Source organism: Acetoanaerobium noterae (assembly GCF_900168025.1).
GTDB lineage: Bacteria > Bacillota > Clostridia > Peptostreptococcales > Filifactoraceae > Acetoanaerobium > Acetoanaerobium noterae.
On record NZ_FUYN01000002.1, the window covers coordinates 516,971 to 535,210 of the forward strand.

General features: G+C 34.5%; 15 protein-coding genes and 3 riboswitches. Of the genes, 11 read left to right on the plus strand and 4 right to left on the minus strand.

The window, feature by feature from the left end; all coding sequences use genetic code 11:
* Positions 1 to 2: 2 nt before the first annotated feature.
* Entirely contained in the window at positions 3 to 1,085 is a 1,083-nt protein-coding gene (locus B5X47_RS05950; protein WP_079589271.1) for an HlyD family secretion protein, read from the minus strand.
* A gap of 257 nt (positions 1,086 to 1,342) precedes the next feature.
* On the opposite strand from B5X47_RS05950, the gene B5X47_RS05955 reads away from it, so the two are divergent.
* From B5X47_RS05955 to gcvPB, 5 genes are all read left to right on the plus strand, one after another.
* The gene (locus tag B5X47_RS05955; RefSeq protein ID WP_013360647.1) at positions 1,343 to 1,642 is read left to right on the plus strand and encodes a hypothetical protein; all 300 of its coding nucleotides are present in this window, start codon (positions 1,343 to 1,345) and stop codon (positions 1,640 to 1,642) included.
* 133 nt (positions 1,643 to 1,775) lie between these two features.
* Positions 1,776 to 1,878, plus strand: a riboswitch (glycine riboswitch).
* Positions 1,879 to 2,060: 182 nt separating this feature from the next.
* A complete protein-coding gene (gcvT, locus tag B5X47_RS05960; RefSeq protein ID WP_079589272.1) occupies positions 2,061 to 3,158 on the plus strand; it encodes a glycine cleavage system aminomethyltransferase GcvT in 1,098 nt (365 codons plus the stop codon).
* Positions 3,159 to 3,279: 121 nt separating this feature from the next.
* Positions 3,280 to 3,660 (plus strand): glycine cleavage system protein GcvH, encoded by a 381-nt coding sequence (gene gcvH / locus B5X47_RS05965; protein WP_079589273.1) that lies wholly within the window; start codon positions 3,280 to 3,282, stop codon positions 3,658 to 3,660.
* Positions 3,661 to 3,663: 3 nt separating this feature from the next.
* Positions 3,664 to 5,007, plus strand: coding sequence for an aminomethyl-transferring glycine dehydrogenase subunit GcvPA (gcvPA, locus tag B5X47_RS05970; RefSeq protein WP_079589274.1), 1,344 nt, complete (start codon positions 3,664 to 3,666; stop codon positions 5,005 to 5,007).
* On the plus strand, positions 5,004 to 6,461 hold the full coding sequence (gene gcvPB / locus B5X47_RS05975; RefSeq protein WP_079589275.1) for an aminomethyl-transferring glycine dehydrogenase subunit GcvPB: 1,458 nt from the start codon (positions 5,004 to 5,006) through the stop codon (positions 6,459 to 6,461). Before gcvPA ends, gcvPB begins: the two co-directional genes overlap by 4 nt.
* 54 nt (positions 6,462 to 6,515) lie before the next feature.
* Here gcvPB and B5X47_RS05980 read toward each other — a convergent pair whose 3' ends face one another.
* Entirely contained in the window at positions 6,516 to 7,700 is a 1,185-nt protein-coding gene (locus tag B5X47_RS05980) for a pyridoxal phosphate-dependent aminotransferase (protein ID WP_079589276.1), read from the minus strand.
* 412 nt (positions 7,701 to 8,112) lie between these two features.
* On the opposite strand from B5X47_RS05980, the gene B5X47_RS05985 reads away from it, so the two are divergent.
* Positions 8,113 to 10,101, plus strand: a complete 1,989-nt coding sequence (locus tag B5X47_RS05985) for an elongation factor G (protein WP_079589277.1) — start codon at positions 8,113 to 8,115, stop codon at positions 10,099 to 10,101.
* Between the two features lie 129 nt (positions 10,102 to 10,230).
* Here B5X47_RS05985 and B5X47_RS05990 read toward each other — a convergent pair whose 3' ends face one another.
* On the minus strand, positions 10,231 to 11,577 hold the full coding sequence (locus B5X47_RS05990) for a M20/M25/M40 family metallo-hydrolase (RefSeq protein ID WP_079589278.1): 1,347 nt from the start codon (positions 11,575 to 11,577) through the stop codon (positions 10,231 to 10,233).
* A 158-nt stretch (positions 11,578 to 11,735) separates the two neighbouring features.
* Positions 11,736 to 12,449, minus strand: coding sequence for a DUF4412 domain-containing protein (locus B5X47_RS05995; protein WP_079589279.1), 714 nt, complete (start codon positions 12,447 to 12,449; stop codon positions 11,736 to 11,738).
* 126 nt (positions 12,450 to 12,575) lie between these two features.
* Here B5X47_RS05995 and lysA point away from each other — a divergent pair, with 126 nt between their 5' ends.
* The 5 genes from lysA to B5X47_RS06020 form a co-directional block, all read left to right on the plus strand.
* On the plus strand, positions 12,576 to 13,841 hold the full coding sequence (gene lysA, locus B5X47_RS06000; protein WP_079589280.1) for a diaminopimelate decarboxylase: 1,266 nt from the start codon (positions 12,576 to 12,578) through the stop codon (positions 13,839 to 13,841).
* A gap of 11 nt (positions 13,842 to 13,852) precedes the next feature.
* Entirely contained in the window at positions 13,853 to 14,902 is a 1,050-nt protein-coding gene (rfbB, locus tag B5X47_RS06005; protein ID WP_079589281.1) for a dTDP-glucose 4,6-dehydratase, read from the plus strand.
* A 252-nt stretch (positions 14,903 to 15,154) separates the two neighbouring features.
* Entirely contained in the window at positions 15,155 to 15,697 is a 543-nt protein-coding gene (locus B5X47_RS06010; protein WP_143215770.1) for a sigma-70 family RNA polymerase sigma factor, read from the plus strand.
* A 113-nt stretch (positions 15,698 to 15,810) separates the two neighbouring features.
* Positions 15,811 to 15,903, plus strand: a riboswitch (cyclic di-GMP riboswitch).
* Between the two features lie 98 nt (positions 15,904 to 16,001).
* Positions 16,002 to 17,360: a hypothetical protein gene (locus tag B5X47_RS13945; protein WP_242951008.1), complete on the plus strand. Its 1,359-nt coding sequence runs from the start codon at positions 16,002 to 16,004 to the stop codon at positions 17,358 to 17,360.
* A 216-nt stretch (positions 17,361 to 17,576) separates the two neighbouring features.
* Positions 17,577 to 17,665, plus strand: a riboswitch (cyclic di-GMP riboswitch).
* 99 nt (positions 17,666 to 17,764) lie between these two features.
* Positions 17,765 to 18,240: hypothetical protein (locus B5X47_RS06020; protein ID WP_330395739.1), on the plus strand; the 476-nt coding region annotated here is incomplete at its 3' end.

Below are 18,240 nucleotides of genomic sequence, written 5' to 3' on the forward strand. Positions count from 1 at the left end.
TTCTATTCTTCAATGTTTATAAATGCTGTCATACCAGGTCTTAATTTTTGGTCCTTATTTTCAATTTCTATTTTTATTCCATAGGTTATTAAATCAAAATCTCCATTTTCATTGCTGGCTTTTTTGATTGCGAAATCTGGTTTTTTATTAATCTGCACTATTTTTCCATTAAACTCCTCATCCTTGTAGCTAAGGACTGAAACTTTCACTGCTTGGTTTTCCTTGAATTTTGGAAGGAGAGTTTCATCGGCATTAACTGTTAAAGTTATTTTGTCTAGATTTGTTATAGTTGCTAGGTTCATACCAGTTGAAAGCATTTCTCCCGCAGAGCAGTTTAGACTAGTTACATAGCCAGAAAGAGGGCTTCTAATTGCAGCATCTGTTATATAAGTATCTACTTCAGTAATTCCTGCAGCTGCCTGAGTATATTTTTCATTTGCAGCAATAACGCTTCCAGCAGCAGCGGCTACTTGACCTTGTGCAGCGGCAACTTGACCTTTTGCAGCTTCTATATCTTCAGCTCTTGCTCCACTTTTTGCAATGCTTAAATCTTGCTCAGCTACCTTGAGCTTGGTTTCTATTTCATCTAGCTGGGCTAAAGCAACTGCTCCTTCTTCATATAGAGCAAGAATCCTATCATAACTTTTTTTCATAATGTCATAATTTGCTTGAGCTTTTTGAATATCTTCGCTTCTTGCTCCATTTTGGGCTTTTGATAAAAGAGCTTTAGCAGCTTCTAACTGCCCCTCGGCAGCTTGTTGTTGAGCTTTTGCAATATCAACTGCAGCAAGAGCTGCGTTAGCCTGAGCAACTAAGCCTTCTCGCTTTGCAGCTAAATCCTTAGCATCTATAGTTGCAATTACATCATCCTTTTCTATATATTGTCCTTCTTCGACCTCAATTGTAAGTATCTTGCCTGGAATTTTTGTGTTTATATCCACATCCTCAGCTTCGAGATTTCCTTGAAGAAGGTTTAAATCCTCGGCTGATGAAGTAGTGCATCCAGTAAGCACAGAGGATAATAATAGCAACGAAATTATAAAGAATACAAGTAGCTTTCTCGTAAGTGTAAATTGTTTAGTCATTATTGAACTCTCCTTTTATTAAATGTATTAAAGCGAAATTAAACTACGAAGAGTATTATAATCCTAATCGATAAAATAGTAAATATATTTACTAAAAAAAGTTAATATATTTACAAAAAATATTTTTGAACTAATATAACAGAATTGTAAGAAAGATTAAGTTTGCAAAATTGTTAAAAATATATCGATTAAATTTTAAAATAGGGGTATAATATATATAAATAGATAAAAAAATAACAATTTCGGGAGGAAAAATTATGATTAATATGAATAAGATTGCTGATGAGGCTATAGAAAAGTACGATATAGTAATCACAGGACAATATGGTCCGCACGCCTGTCTTAAAGAGGCTAAAGAATACCTTTTTAGAACCCACCCGGAGCTAGTTGCATATCATCTTTATAAATCAGCTCAAGAGTACGCAAGTAAGCTAGAAACAGCTAAGGAAAATCTAACTTATGGAGTCTTCGAAAGTAGAGAGTGTTTGATAATTTTTATACACAATAAAGAGGTGAATGACACTAAATTTATACCATATCATATATTAAAAGGATAAAAATTAAGATAATTGTGTATTTGCTATTCTTTCACATTTACTTGGATAGTTATAATCAGAAAATTTTTAAAATGGCTTGCAAATTTTTTAAAACCAGAGTATAATACGATTCCATAAAGATAATATTTACCAATTGAGGTTATCGGGAGATCTCTTATGAGAGCCGAAGAAGAAATAATATATGCTCATCCAGCCTATATGTAGAAGCTTTCAGGCAACAGGACCGGTAACTGATGGAACTCTGGAAATATCCCGTTATAGGATATCCGTAGGAGCAATATCGCTGATATTATGTGATAGAATCTCTCAGGTGAAAAAAACAGAGAATATGGAGATGCTTTTTTAGCGTCTTTATATTCTCTTTTTTATTGGGCAAATTTTTGATGCAGGTTATTAATAGAATGAGGAGGGAAAATTTGTGACTGAAAGACTTAAAAGAACACCACTATTTGAGGTGTATGGCAATTATGACCCTAAAATTGTACCATTTGCAGGCTGGGAGATGCCCATAGAATTTAAAGGGATTACTGAGGAACACAAAATGGTAAGAACCTCTGCTGGAATATTTGATGTGTCTCATATGGGCGAAATAGAAGTAAAAGGTAAAGATGCAGAGGAGTTTTGCCAGAAAATCTGTACTAATGATATAAGTAAATTAGAGGATAATCAAATTCTATATAGCTTTATGTGTTATGAAAATGGAACTGTTGTAGACGATATTTTAGTTTATAAATTTTCTCGGGATGATTTTATGCTAGTAGTGAACGCTGGCAATATTTCTAAAGACTACGAATGGATAGTAAATCATGCTACTGGATATGAGGTAGATATTAACAATGTATCAGATAGTATAGGACAGGTCGCTATTCAAGGGCCAAAGGCAGAAGCTATACTTCAAAAATTTACTGAAACTGATTTAAGCGAGATTAAGTTTTTTTATGCTCTTAGAAATGTTGATATAAAAGGTATTAATACTATAGTTTCTAGAACAGGCTACACAGGAGAGGATGGGTTTGAAATTTACTGTGAAGCTAAAGATTCTGTGAAGCTATGGAAGCTAATTCTAGAAGAAAGCCCAGAAGAAGACATTATTCCGATAGGACTAGGAGCTAGAGATACTCTAAGATTTGAAGCTAATCTTCCGCTATATGGTAACGAGCTTTCAGATGAAATTACACCTATAGAAGCCGGCTATGGATATTTTGTAAAGCTTGATAAAGACGATTTTATAGGAAAAGAAGCTCTAAGTGCTCAAAAATCAGGAGGCTTAAAAAGAAAGATAGTCGGATTTGAGCTTTTGGACAAGAGAATTTCTAGACATGGCTATGAGGTATACTCAGAAAATGACAAAATAGGAATAGTTACTACAGGCTATCAGTCACCTACTCTTCAAAAAAGCATAGGTCTTGCATTAATTGATGCCCAGTATGCAGCACTAGGCAATGAGATTTATATAGATATTAGAAATAAAAAGGTGCCTGCTAAGATAGTAAGTAGAAGCTTTTATAAAAAATAGATATAATTTTAGACATTTTTATTAATAAGACGTAAAAATTTAATCAGCTTCTTAATTAAAATAAGGATTGATTTAAGAAATATGTATTTAATTTGAATTTATTATGTGAGGAGATGTTAATATGTCAACTAGCAAGGTGTATTTTACAAAGGATCATGAGTGGATAAAGGTAGAAGGAAATGTAGCTTATATAGGAATAACTGATTATGCACAGAAGGCTCTTGGAGAAATTGTATATGTTGAGCTACCTGAAGTAGACAGCGAATTTAGCTTGGGAGATGTATTTAGCGTGGTTGAATCTGTAAAAGCAGCTTCTGATATTTTTATGCCAGTAGATGGAAAGGTAGTAGAAGTAAATGAAGCACTAAGTGACGAGCCAGAAAAAATAAACCAAGATGCAAATAATACTTGGATTATGGCAGTAGAATTAGAGAATAGTATAGAAAGTTATGAGCTTGTGAGTGAGAGCGAATATATTGCTATGTATGAAAAGGAGGCATAATAAATGCATCCATATCTTCCTAATACCGAGCAAGAAATAAAAGCTATGCTAGATACCATAGGAGTTAAATCTACAGATGAGCTCTTTGAAGATATTCCAGCTAGCTTAAAGCTTTCAAGGAAACTAAATCTTTCGGATTCGCTATCAGAATTTGAAATCAGAAAGCATTTTAAGGACCTGGCTTCAAAGAATACAAGCATAGAGGATAAGGTGTGTTTCTTAGGAGCTGGTATCTATGACCACTATATTCCTTCAGTAATTCCTCAGCTAATATCAAGAGCAGAATTTTTTACTTCATACACCCCTTATCAGCCTGAGATAAGTCAAGGCTCACTTCAAGCAGCTTTTGAATATCAGAGCATGATATGTGAGCTTACTGGAATGGATGTATCTAATATTTCTCTTTACGATGGAGCAACTGCAGCAGCAGAGGCTAGTGTACTTGCCTGTGTAAGTACAAGGAGAAAAAAAGTGCTAGTTTCAAACACAGTATCTCCTGAAACTAGAGCTGTGCTAAAAACCTATTTCCAATATAGAAATATGGATGTAGTAGAAGTTTCATCCATAGAGGGTCAAACTGATATTGATGACTTAAAATCCAAGCTAGACAAAGACACTGCAGGAGTACTGCTTCAATATCCGAATTTTTTCGGAATAATTGAAGATATAAGTAAGTATGAACCTATAATTCATGAAAATAAATCTTTGATGATGCTATATACAGACCCTATTGCTCTTGGGCTTCTTAAATCGCCAGGTGAGCTAGGTGCAGATATGGCACTCGGAGACGGACAAGCTCTAGGGCTTCCACTTAATTTTGGAGGGCCTACTCTTGGATTTATAAATGTAAAGGATAAACTGCTTCGCAAGATGCCTGGAAGAATAGTGGGACAAAGCGTAGATTCAAATGGAAACCGTGCTTTTGTACTCACACTTCAAGCTAGAGAGCAGCATATAAGAAGGCAAGATGCAACGTCCAATATCTGCTCCGATCAGACTCTAAATGCTATAAGAGCAGGGATGTATTTGGCTGTAGTAGGAAAAGAAGGTATTAAGGAAGTAGCAAATTCCTGCCTTAATAAAGCAAACTATGCTTATAAGGAGCTACAAAAGCTAGATAATGTGCAGGCTCTTTTTGAAGGACCTATATTTAAGGAGTTTGCAATAAAAACTAAAGCTTCTTCAGAAAAAGTACTTCAGGCTTTACTTGAAGCTGGAATTTTAGGTGGATATAGTCTTTCGAGTACAGATTATGGGCTTGAAAATGCTATCTTGATAGCAGTAACTGAAAAAAGAACTAAGGAAGAAATCGATAAATTAGTAAGTGTAATAGGAGGTGTAAGATGAGCTACGATAAAATGATATTTGAACTATCTGCTCATGGAAGAAAAGCTATTGATTTTCCTGAGCTTGATATAGATTTTGCTTTTGAAGATTCTCTCATTCCGAAAGAGTATTTAAGAGAAAAATCAGCCAATCTTCCAGAAGTAAGTCAGCTCGATGCTGTGAGGCACTATACTAATTTATCAAAGAAAAATTACAGTTTGGATGCTGGATTCTATCCACTTGGCTCTTGCACCATGAAGTACAACCCTAAAATTAATGAAGAAATAGCAGCAAACGAAAAATTTTCAGGGGTACATCCACTTTCTCCAGTAGAAACGGTTCAGGGAGAGCTAAAAATAATGTACAACCTAGCAAATATGCTATCTGAAATAACTGGAATGGATGAATTTACTCTTCAGCCAGCTGCTGGAGCTCATGGAGAATGGACAGGGCTTATGCTTATAAAAGCCTACCATATGCATAGAGGCGACGAAAAAAGAACTAAAATAATAGTTCCTGACTCTGCTCATGGCACTAATCCTGCAAGCGCTAATGTTGCTGGATTTGAAGTTATAGAGCTAGAAACAAATGCAGATGGCAGTATAGATATAGAAAAATTAAAAGCTGTACTAAGTGATGAGATAGCTGGCTTTATGCTTACTAATCCAAGCACACTTGGTTTCTTTGAAACTCAAATAGAAGAAGTGGCTTCTCTAGTGCATGCATCAGGAGGACTACTATACTACGATGGAGCAAACATGAATGCTATAATGGGGATAGTAAGACCTGGAGATATGGGCTTTGATGTGTGCCATCTTAATCTTCACAAAACATTTTCTACGCCTCATGGAAGTGGGGGACCAGGAAGTGGACCAGTGGGAGTAAAAAAACATCTTGCTGAATTCTTGCCAGTTCCAAAAGTTGAAAAGGTAGACGATAAGTATATTTTAAACTATGACAAAAAAGACAGCATAGGATCGATTAAAAGCTTTTATGGGAATTTTGGTATTCTTCTTAGAGCTTATGTATATATCCTGAGTATGGGAGCAGATGGGCTAAGAGCTGTATCAGAAAACGCAGTGATTAATGCAAATTATATGAGACAAATGCTAAAAGATGATTATCAGCTAGCTGTAGATAAGCTTTGCAAGCATGAAGCTATTTTTGCTGGAATCAAAGATAAATCAACAGGGATTACTACTTTAGAAATTGCAAAGAGAATTATTGACTATGGCTTCCATCCGCCTACAGTATACTTCCCTCTAATAGTAGACAGTGCAATAATGATAGAGCCTACAGAAACAGAAAGCAAGCAAACTATGGATGAGTTTATAAATGCCATGAAGCAAATTGCTAAAGAAGCAAAAGAAAATCCAGAGATATTTAAAGCAGCACCTCATCATTCACCAGCTGGTCGAATAGATGAGGCACTGGCAGCAAGAAAGCCAGTATTAACTTACAAACCTTCTTTATAATAAGTTCAAATAAAAAATAAGACCTTAATAGCAGAGGTCTTATTTTTATGGAGATTATTTATATAATGCGATTAGTTTATCAAATGCTGGTAGAGAATTTATTATTTTTTCATAAGATATACAATAAGATAATCTAAAATGTCCTGGACATCCAAATGCGGAGCCTGGAACTAAAAGAAGATTAAACTGCTTAGCATCTTCACAGAATTTTTTATCATCAGCAATAGGAGATCTTGGGAACAAATAAAATGCACCCTGCGGCTTTACACATTCAAAACCTATACTTACTAGGTGATTGTAAAGGGCATCTCTATTTTTCTTGTATACATTAACATCTACCTCGGCATTTAAGTTCTTTGCAACTACTCTTTGGAAAAGTGATGGTGCATTTACAAAGCCAAGAATACGGTTAGCAACGTTTAGAGAACCCATAACATCACCAAAATCAGCAATCTCAGGATGAACTACTAGATAGCCTATACGCTCGCCAGGAAGTGATAAAGATTTGCTATATGAGTAACCTATGATGGTATTTTTATAGTATTTTAGAAGACATGGAACCTCAGCATTATCATATACGATTTCTCTGTATGGCTCATCTGATATTAGGAAAATATCAATGCCAAGTTCTTCTTCTTTTTGCTTAAGCACTTCGGCAAGCTTTGTAAGAGCCGCATCAGAATAAATTACTCCAGTAGGGTTGTTTGGTGAGTTTACTATAACTATTTTAGTTTTTGGTGTAATAGCAGATTTAAGAGCTTCGATATTAGGCTCAAAGGTATCTATATCAGGCTCAACTACAACTAGATTTGCATCGTAGTTAGCTGAATATGCTCTATATTCTCCAAAAAATGGAGCAAATGTAATTACTTCATCGCCAGGGTTTAGAAGAGTTTTAAAAATTATATTTAGTCCTCCAGCTGCACCAACTGTCATTACAATGCTTTCAAAGCTGATGTTCATACCGTGTTTTTTTGATTCATGCTCAGCAATTGTAGTTCTTACATCTTCAAAGCCTGAGTTGTTCATATAGCCATGAACATATGTAGCTACTTCATTGTCTAATATATCTTTTATAGATTCTTTTATAACTTCTGGAGGCTCTACATTAGGATTTCCTAAGCTGAAATCAAAAACATTTTCCTCACCATAAATTTTTGACAATCGTTTTCCTTCATCAAACATAGCACGAATTACAGAGCTATTTGCAACGAGTGACTGCATTTTGTTAGAAATCATTTTATCTCTCCTTTGTAATATGTAATATAATACGAAATGCATATAATTTAGAATATTTTTATTATTAAGTAAGTTTATTATAACAAATAAGCATTATTAAATCCATGAGATTATAAAAATGAATTTTTTATGTAATTTTTAAAAAAAGTGTTTCAATTAATACTAAAATGGTATATATTAAAATAAGATAACAAATCTTGATGATGATGTTATCTAGCCCATAAAATAACCCCCCATTTAGGACCCTTTCCCCGAGGGTCCTACTTTTTTGCAAAGTTGTTGATTTTATAGCAATATATGGATATAATTATCTTCAAGAAGTAAAATTGTTTGAATTTTAAAAAATTTAACGCAAAATGATTAAATATTCTGTCAATGGGCAGATTTAATCATAAAGAGGGGAGAATGTATTATGAGGGTTTACGAGAGTGACAAGATCAGAAACATTGCAATCCTTGGACATAGTGGGTCAGGGAAATCAAATTTGATGGAGGCAGTTCACTATACTGTCAAGCTTACAAATAGGATTTCTAAACCAACTGATGAAGCCAAGCTAACTTCTTCTATGAATCTACACTCACTAGAGTGGAATGATCACAAGTACAATTTTTTAGATACTCCTGGTTATTTTGATTTTGATGGAGAGGTTGTGTCTGCTATGGCAGCAGCTTCAGGCACAATTATAGTAGTAGATGGAACCACAGATTTACAAGTTGGAACCGATAAGGCTTTAGAAATTACAGATGAGTATCAAACTCCACGTTTTATTTTTGTAAATAAAATCGATAGTGAAAAATCCGATTACGACAAGATTTTAGACCAATTAAGAGAACGTTATGGCAAAAAGATTGCTCCATTTCATGTACCTTGGGGTAAAGCAGAAGCGTTTAAGGGATTTATAAATGTAGTTGATATGTTTGCAAGAGAATATAATGGTAAAGAGTGTGTTACAGTTGATATGCCAACTGATATGGACGATATAATAGCTCCAGTAAGAGAAATGCTTATGGAATCAGTTGCTGAATCCGATGAAGCACTTATGGAAAAATATTTTGCTGGTGAGGAATTTACAACTGAAGAGATACACAAAGGACTTAGAAAAGGTGTATTAGAAGGAGATGTAATTCCTGTACTTTGCGGCTCAACAGCTAAAAATATCGGAGTTCATACTCTACTAGATATGATATGGGATTATCTTCCATCACCACTAGATGAAAAAGATATAAAAGAATCCGATGTGTTTGCAGGTCAAATTTTTAAAACTATAGTTGACCCATTTGTTGGAAAGATATCTTTTGTTAAAATTCACGAAGGACATTTAAAGCCAGAATCTGAGCTTTATAATGTTAAGAAAGGCCATAAAGAGAGAATTCCTAAGGTATTTACCTTAGTTAATGGAGAATATAAAGAAATGTCCGAAGCAAGAGCTGGGGATATCGTTGCTTTTACAAAGCTTCAAGATAGCTCCACAGGTGAAACTCTATCTTCAAAATCAGGACACGAGAGCTATGATGATTTGGTATTCCCAAAACCTCAGATGCTTGTTGCAGTAGAGCCGACTAATAAAGGAGACGAAGAAAAAATCTCTTCAGGACTACAAAGATTGATGGAAGAGGATCCTTCATTTACATGGGAGAGAAATGCTGAGACTAAGCAAACTGTTCTAGGTGTACAAGGTGAGATTCACGTTAACTCATTAAAGGATAAATTAAAAGATAAATTTGGTGTAGAGGTTAAGCTACTTGATTTAAAGGTTCCTTATAGAGAGACTATAAAGGGCAAGTCCGATGTCCAAGGCAAGCACAAAAAACAAAGTGGTGGGCATGGGCAGTATGGAGATGTTAAAATTAGATTTGCTCCATCATCAGAGCCATTTGAGTTTGCAGAGGAAATATTTGGAGGTTCTGTACCAAAATCCTATATTCCAGCTGTAGAAAAAGGACTTAAAGAGTCTATGGAAAAAGGAATACTAGCAGGATTCCCAGTTACAAACATCAAGGCTGTACTTTATGATGGCTCATACCATGATGTTGATTCATCCGAGATGGCTTTTAAGCTAGCTGCTAATATGGCATTTAAAAAAGGTATGGAAGAAGCTAAACCAGTACTTCTAGAGCCAGTAATGAAGCTTAAGATTGTAGTTCCTGAAGAATTTATGGGAGATATCATGGGAGATATCAACAAGAAACGTGGTAAGGTACTTGGTATGGAGCCTTTCAAAGGGACGAAACAATTAATTATGGCAGAAGCTCCACAATCAGAAACCTTTAAGTACGCTATTGACCTAAAGGCTATGACTCAAGGAAAAGGTTATTTTGAGATGGAATTTGAAAGATACGATGAAGTTCCTAGCCAGTTAGCACAGAAAATTATTGAAGAAAGAAAAAATGAAGAGCATTAAGAATATATTCAGATAGAAAACTAGAATAGATTTGAGAAATACAGATTCTTATGAAAGTTTAATTATAGTGAAAAAGAGCTTGCGAATTCGCAAGCTCTTTTAATTGAAGTACTTAAAATTTTTATTTACCTAGTAAACTATTTCCACTGATTTGTCTTTAGCATCCCATTTCACATTGCCATTTAAAACCTTAGCAATTTCATTTACAGCTACAAAGATATCACCATCTTCAGTAATCACTGCTTTCGAATCTTTGTCATAGGTTTTCTCTGTATCTAAATCGAATACTACAGTTTTTCCATTTTTGCTGAGAGTGAGTTCTTTTTCGTTATTTGAAACTGAAACCTCTAGCTTCATAGCTTTTTCTATAACATCAAGTGAAACTAAAGCTCTACCTTCTTTTATAAATGGTTTTTTAGCTGCTTTTTCAGGTTTTCCATTATTCTTGATTTCGTCTTTATCTATTTTAATTTTTACAGAATTATATTCTGCTGGATTAAAGTTGAGTACTAGCTCAGTAAGTGTATTTGAGAAAGTCATTAATCTTTCTTCAACTCTACCTGGAAACTCTCTTTCTAGGAAATCTAGATTATCATTTTCAGTATGCCAAATTTCACCGTGTTTTTCAGTTTGAGTATATCCATCCATATCACCTAAATGCCAGTTTGTAGCTTCGAAGTATCCATAAGGAATTCCTCTTTCAACAAAAGGAGCATGGTCACTCCAGTCTCCAGTTGTACCAGCTGGATAGTCTTTATTGTGTCCAGGGTTTGTTTCTAAGTCAAGTCCAAGCTCTTTTGCAATTGCTAAGGCTTGTTCTCTTACAAAACCTTTTTTGCCTAAATCACCATAAACATACATGAAGTCTCCAGCAAGCAGAGAATCTAAGTTGATCATAGCTACAGTATTATTTACTTCAGCTTGTGTCATGTTTTCGGCATAGTATGAGGAGCCATTTAATCCACCATTTTTAACATTATCGCTATTTTTGAAGCTTTCTTCAGCACCAAAAGCAATAAATCTAACAGTATAAGGAGTTTTAAGGTCTGATATTTTTTCAGCAGTTTCAAGCATTACAGCCACTCCAGAAGCATTATCGTCAGCACCTTTTCCAGTATTGTTTTTTGAATCGTAGTGAGCTCCTATGATGATTTCTCTTTTAGATTCACCTGGTTTTACTGCAATAACATTATATGATGTTACAGTATCATACGGTTTATCGTCTTTTGTTCTTTGAATTTCAAAGCTTTGGAGCTTAGTATCATAGCCCAAATCCATAAATACATCTTCAATATAGTCTTTAGCATCGTATTCTCCATTTGTTGCTTGAGTTCTATCACCTATTTCGTCTGAAAGCTCAACAACATGCTTATAAGCAAGTTCTCCTGCATCGGGGTCTTTTGTAAGAGCATTTGAAAAAATTGGTGTCACGATAATTAGTGAAGCTAAAGCGAACGCAGAAACTTTTTTCATCATATAATCAATCCTCCTATTGTAAAATAACTTCCTTATTATAAAGATAACAAGGTAAGCATGAACCATTAGCAATTTTTGATTGCAATAATAGACGGTTCATAATATATTTACCCTAAAGTCACTTTAATAAAAATTATATTCAAGTAATTTTTTCAGATTTAAAATTCTTCGATTACAACATCAGAAGGAACTTCGAATTCTGAGTCGTTAATATCCCCAACCTTTAGCTCAGTGACTTCAATAGTCATCTCGCTACCATCCACGCCTTTGCTTACCATTTTCATAGTTATGCCATATTTTTTGCTAACCCAAAGCTTAACTTCTTCATTTGTAGCTTTGTCTTTTGATAAAATAACTGCGCAATCCTCGCCTAGTATTTTCTCATCCCCTACTACCTCAAAGGTGGCAGTATCGACTTGCTCATCTACTGAGGCAATATCAGTCATGCTGGTATCAGGCATAAACGCTGAGTCGCCAGAATCTGCTTTGAATCTCATTCCAGTTTTTTCAGATGCGCTATATGTGACGAATTCACCTGTTTTTGAATCTATTATGTTAATCATTTCGTCGCCATCAGCAACTATACTGCTTTTCACTTTATCTCCTTTATGCCAAGTTTTCATCTGACTTTGTTGGTCTGTCATTGTAAAGGTCTGTGCATAGTAAATGCCATCTTTAAATGCATTTTCTCCTTTTTTGAATAATTCTGCTAGGTCAGCAAATTCTTCTTCAGCTGCTGGTTGTTCAGCCTCTGGAGCAGCTTCCTCTTGTGTCGTATCTGGGGCTGGAGTTTCTTCCTTAGGTGAACATCCAGCTAATACGGATGTGCCTAATATAGCTGATAAAAATAATGCAATTGCAATCTTTTTCATTATCACAACCTCCTTTTACACTATTTTAATCCTATGATAGATAAAATGCTATAATAATTGAAGATAAAAAGGTATAATATATAAAATTAAGTAATCAGTCGTATATAAAACTAAGGAGGGGGAACTATGCAAGAGAATTTTGAGTTTTGTTCAGTTGACAGTGTATATCTAGCGCAAAAATATTCTACACCGCTTTATGTTATGAGTCAGGATATAATAGAAGAAAAAATAGATTATATTAAGGTGAATTTTTTAGATAAATACCCTCGTACATATGCATATTATGCTAGTAAGGCTTTTTTGACTAAAGCAATGGCTAAAATAATTAAAAAATCAGAAATGGGTATAGATGTAGTATCTTATGGAGAGCTATATACGGCATTAGATGCCGGAATAAATCCAGATAAAATAATGTTTCATGGAAACAACAAATCAAAAGATGAATTGGAATTTGCATTAGAAAGAGGAATAGGAAGAATAGTAGTAGATGGAATAAGTGAGCTAAAGCTATTAATAGAGCTTGCAGGAGAAAGATTTACTACAAAAATCTTACTTAGAATTTCTCCAAATGTGGAGGCACATACTCATAAATATATAAGTACAGGACAGCTAGATTCAAAATTTGGACTTTCTTTTGCTAGCAAAGACTTAGATGAAGCTATAGAACTAGCTATTAAATCAGAACACATTGATTTTAAAGGCTTCCATTTTCATGTTGGCTCACAGCTTTTTGACAATGAGGCTCATGTAGAGTCAACAAAAAAAGCTATGGAGCTTATTAAAGAAATAAAAGACAAGTATGATTATGAAATAGAGGATTTAAATGTCGGGGGAGGATTCGGAGTAAGATATACGGCTGAAGATGAACCTATGCCACTGGAATATTTTACAGATGCAATTATGGAAGAAGTACTAGCTTTAGCTGATAAATATGAAATAACAAGACCGAATATTTTTATAGAGCCAGGAAGATATATAGTAGCTGAAGCAGGAATTACTCTTTATACTGTAGGTAGTGTAAAAAATATTGAGTCAGTTAGGAAATATATATGCATAGACGGAGGTATGGCAGATAATCCAAGACCAGCACTTTATCAAGCCAAATACAGTGCTTGCATAGCAAATAAAATGTATGATGAAGATACTGAGCTAGTAACAGTTGCTGGAAAGTGCTGTGAAAGCGGAGATATATTAATTTGGGATATTAATCTTCCTAAAGTAGAAAGAGGAGACATACTAGCAGTTATGGGAACTGGAGCATATAACTATAGTATGTCGAGCAATTATAATAAGCTTGCAAAGCCTGCAGTGGTTATGATTCATGATAAAGAAGACAGACTGATAGTGCAAAGAGAGTCCTACGAGGATTTACTTAAAAACGATTTAGGTTAGGAGAGATAAGTGTGAACTTACTAGTAACAGGTGGAGCGGGATTTATTGGCTCAAACTTTATAAAGTATATGCTAAAGCATCACGACTACAGAATAGTAAACTTAGACTTGCTTACTTATGCAGGAAATCTAGAGAATCTAGAAGATATAGAGGGAGATGCTAGGTACAAGCATATTAAGGGAGATATTTGTAATAGAGAGCTAGTAGAAAGTATTTTTAGAAGATTTGACATAGATATGGTGGTTAATTTTGCGGCAGAATCCCATGTTGATAGAAGCATAGAAGACCCTGAAGTTTTTCTTAGAACAAATATAATGGGAACTCAGGCACTACTTGATATTGCTAAGGATTTTTGGAAAATAGATTTATTTGATAAGTACTGCAAAGAGTATAAAAAGGGCGTTAAATTTGTTCAGGTATCGACAGATGAGGTTTATGGCTCTTTAGGTGAAACGGGACTTTTTAAAGAAACAACATGCCTAAATCCAAACAGTCCCTATTCGGCTTCCAAAGCTTCAGCTGATATGATAGTAAGAGCATATAGTGAAACCTATGGACTTCCTGTTAATATTACAAGGTGCTCTAATAATTACGGACCATATCAATTTCCTGAAAAATTAATTCCTCTAATGATAAATAATGCGATAAATGATAAACCTCTTCCTGTTTACGGAGATGGGAAACAAGTTAGAGACTGGCTTTATGTTGAGGATCACTGCAGTGCTATTGACTCGGTGCTTCATAAAGGAAAGCCTGGAGAAGTTTATAATATTGGTGGGAATAATGAAAAACAAAATTTGGATATAGTAAAATTGATTTTAAATGAGCTAGGAAAAGATGAAACTTTAATTACTCATGTAAAAGATAGATTAGGACACGATAGAAGATATGCAATAGACAATACAAAAATAAGTACGCAGCTAGGGTGGGAACCTAAATACACTTTTGATGAAGGTATAAAGCTAACGATAAAATGGTATTTAGACAATCCTAGATGGATAGAAAAGATTATTTCTTCAGAATACAGAAACTATTACAGCAAAATGTATGAAGGAAGGTAATCGTGGCTTATAATTTAAAGAAGTTATTTTTTATAAATGCTTCTTAGGCTAAAAATTGTTATACGAATTTAATAGTTAAGTATTTTTATATCCTGGATTATTAGCATCTTATCTACACAATATGTAGATAAGATGCTAATGATATAGGATATTTTTTTGAACTTTTTTCCTACCTTTTCAAAAATAAATGCATATTGTATAGTAGAAACAGAACATATGTTCGGTAGCTATACAGAGATAGGAGGTAAGGAAATGGAGACAAATACTTACGAAGATATAGAACAAGCGCTTATAGGCTATAAGGAAGCTACTGCTACTTGGGATAAACAAGAATATCTAAGGCAGCTTTTAGCTTACATTACTCCTCTGATTAAGAAAAAAATAAGACACTATTTTGGATATGTAGATGAAGATTTACTCCAGCTAGGATATGTTAGGACTATTGAATTAATTGATAATTATGAACTGGAAAGAAATATATTATTTATGGGATATATGAAAAGAATGCTAGGATGTTATTACTATGATGAGAAAAGAAAACAAGCTAAGGTAGCGGATTTAGTAGAATACGATGAGACCTTTATGGAATTAGATTATGAATCTGGCTACTTCGATATCGAACTAGAAGATTTATTAAAGGGTCTTTCGTATAAAGAAAGATATGTAGTTGAAAGGCACATTATGGATAAGAGTTTACTAAAAAATGTGGCTCAGGAACTCGATGTTTCCTATGTCTATGCAAAAGAATTAAAAAGAAATGCTATAAAAAAGCTTAGAGTTTTAATTTGTTTATAATTTAACGTAAAATAATGTTGTATTTTATGTTTTAATACACTCTTTCAGGGTATATTTAAATTAACTAGAATTAGTAATATATTCGCACTCCTTTAGTTAGAATTTCCCAATTTGTATGAAAAAGGCAAACTACAGGAAACTGTAGGACGCAAAGCGAGGAGTCTAAGACTGAATACTAACTCAGTTATGATAGTCCAGCCGCCATATTTTTTTATATGGCGGCTTTTTGAGTTAAGATTAGTTATGATTGTCCCGTTGCCATCCAAAACTTGGTTTTTAAGTTTAATGGATGGAGGTGTCAAAAATGAGAAAAAACAGAAGATTCTTAGCAATTATCATGGTATTAGCATTTTTAGGTTGGTCATTTAACGCTCAACGAGTATTCGCAGATAGTGAAATACCCCCTGAAATTCAGCAAGAAGAACAAGAAGTAGTTGATGAGGAACAAAACGAAGAACAACCGGAAAATAATTTAGAGCCAGAGAATGAAGAAGTAATAGAAGAAGAACCTATTGAAGAAGAGGAAGTAATAGAAGAAGAAATCGAGGAAGAAATAGTGGAGGAAGTTATTGAGGAAGAACCTATTGAAGAAATAGTAGAAGAAGTTATTGATGAAGAGATTGAAGAAATTATTGAAAATGAAGAAGTACCAATGTCTTTAATGAAAGCTCCAGAAATCCTTGATGTAGATGTTCAGTATTCAGGACCAGCAGCTCAGCAACCAATAGATGAAGCTAATTTTAAGCTTGAAGAAACTGGATATGAAACTGAAAAAGTTGATGATTCTCCAAGAGGTAGTGGAACTATTTCATTAGATAATGAAGAATTTATTAAGTGGTTTGTAAGTGAAGATGCGAAGTATCTATCTTGGGAAACAAGCTCATCAAATGTAACAGTATATAAAGTATATGTAAAAGGTGGACAAGGAGAAGACGGAGCTAAAGGTTATCTATATGTTTATGATCCTACAATCAGCTCTGATAGTGGATTGCATCCAGCAGTAAATAAGAATGATAGTATCGCTGCTATTAGCCACTTCTCTTTCTTATTTGGATTAGTGATACCTGAAGACCCTGAGGATCCAGAAGACCCTGAGGATCCAGAAGACCCTGAGGATCCAGAAGACCCTGAGGATCCAGAAGACCCTGAGGATCCAGAAGACCCTGAGGATCCAGAAGACCCTGAGGATCCAGAAGACCCTGAGGATCCAGAAGATCCTGAAGACCCAGAAGATCCTGAGGACCCAGAAGATCCTGAGGACCCAGAAGATCCTGAGGACCCAGAAGATCCTGAGGACCCAGAAGATCCTGAGGACCCAGAAGATCCTGAAGACCCAGAAAATCCTGAGGAACCTGAAGAACCAACAGTTCCTGAAGATGACGACGATGATGACGATGTAGTAGTAATTGAAGAAGAAGAGACTCCTTTAGCATTACCAGGAGAACCTGATGTATTCGTAGCAACTGTAACTTCTATAGATACTCCTGAAGAAATAGTAGAAGAAGAAGTTCCACTTGGAGCACCAGAACCTGAAGAAGAGATAATAGAAGAAGAATTACCACTTGCAGCACCAGAACTTCCTAAAACAGGTGGATTTGCACCAGAACTTCTATATGCTTTAGGATTAAGCTTAATTAGTGTAGGATTTAAGTTTAGAAAATAAATTTTAAAACTGCCAAATCATACTAAATACAAATACAAATATAATTATAAATTAAATTTTAATCGTTAAGCTGCTCCAATTTGGAGCAGTTTTTTTGTTTTAAATTTATAATAAAATAAAATTGTTATTTACTTTTGAAACCTTTTAATATAAAATTTATTTATAGATTTCGTAACTAGTTAATACTACGTAATAAAATAGTTATTTAATCCTATTTAATGAAAAAGGCAAACTATGGGAAACTATAGGACGCAAAGCAAGGAGTCTAAAGCTTAGTTTTAAGCAATGATTGTCCAGCCGCCATATTTTTTTATGGCGGTTTTTTAGTTGCTCAAATTAAGTCATGATTGTCCAGCTACCATCTAACAAGCGTATGTAACGTAGTTTAAAGATGGAGGGGTATTATGAAGAAGATGAAAAGTTTAGCTTACTTATTAATTCTGACAGTAACACTATGGACAGTAGGAACGGATATTACATTTGCAAATAATGGAAATGGAAACGGAAACAATAAAGAAAAAGTACAACAAAGTGTAGACAAAAATAAACAAGACAATAATAAAGAAAATATTGTGACAGATGATAAAGAAGATAATGATTCACAAGAAAAACAAAAAAAATTGGGTACTGATAAAGGAACGAATATAGGAAGTAATGGAGAAGGACATTTTGAGAATTCTGATAATCCAGATGATAAAAAGGGAAATGGTGTGGGAACTGGCCATATAACAAGAGGTGAAGGTAACGGAAAAGGTCAGGGAAATGGCTATGGTTATGGGCATACTGGAAAACCAGAACAAGTAGACCAAGAACCGGGAACAACTACGCCAGGAACAACTACGCCAGGAACGACTACGCCAGGAACGACTACGCCAGGAAC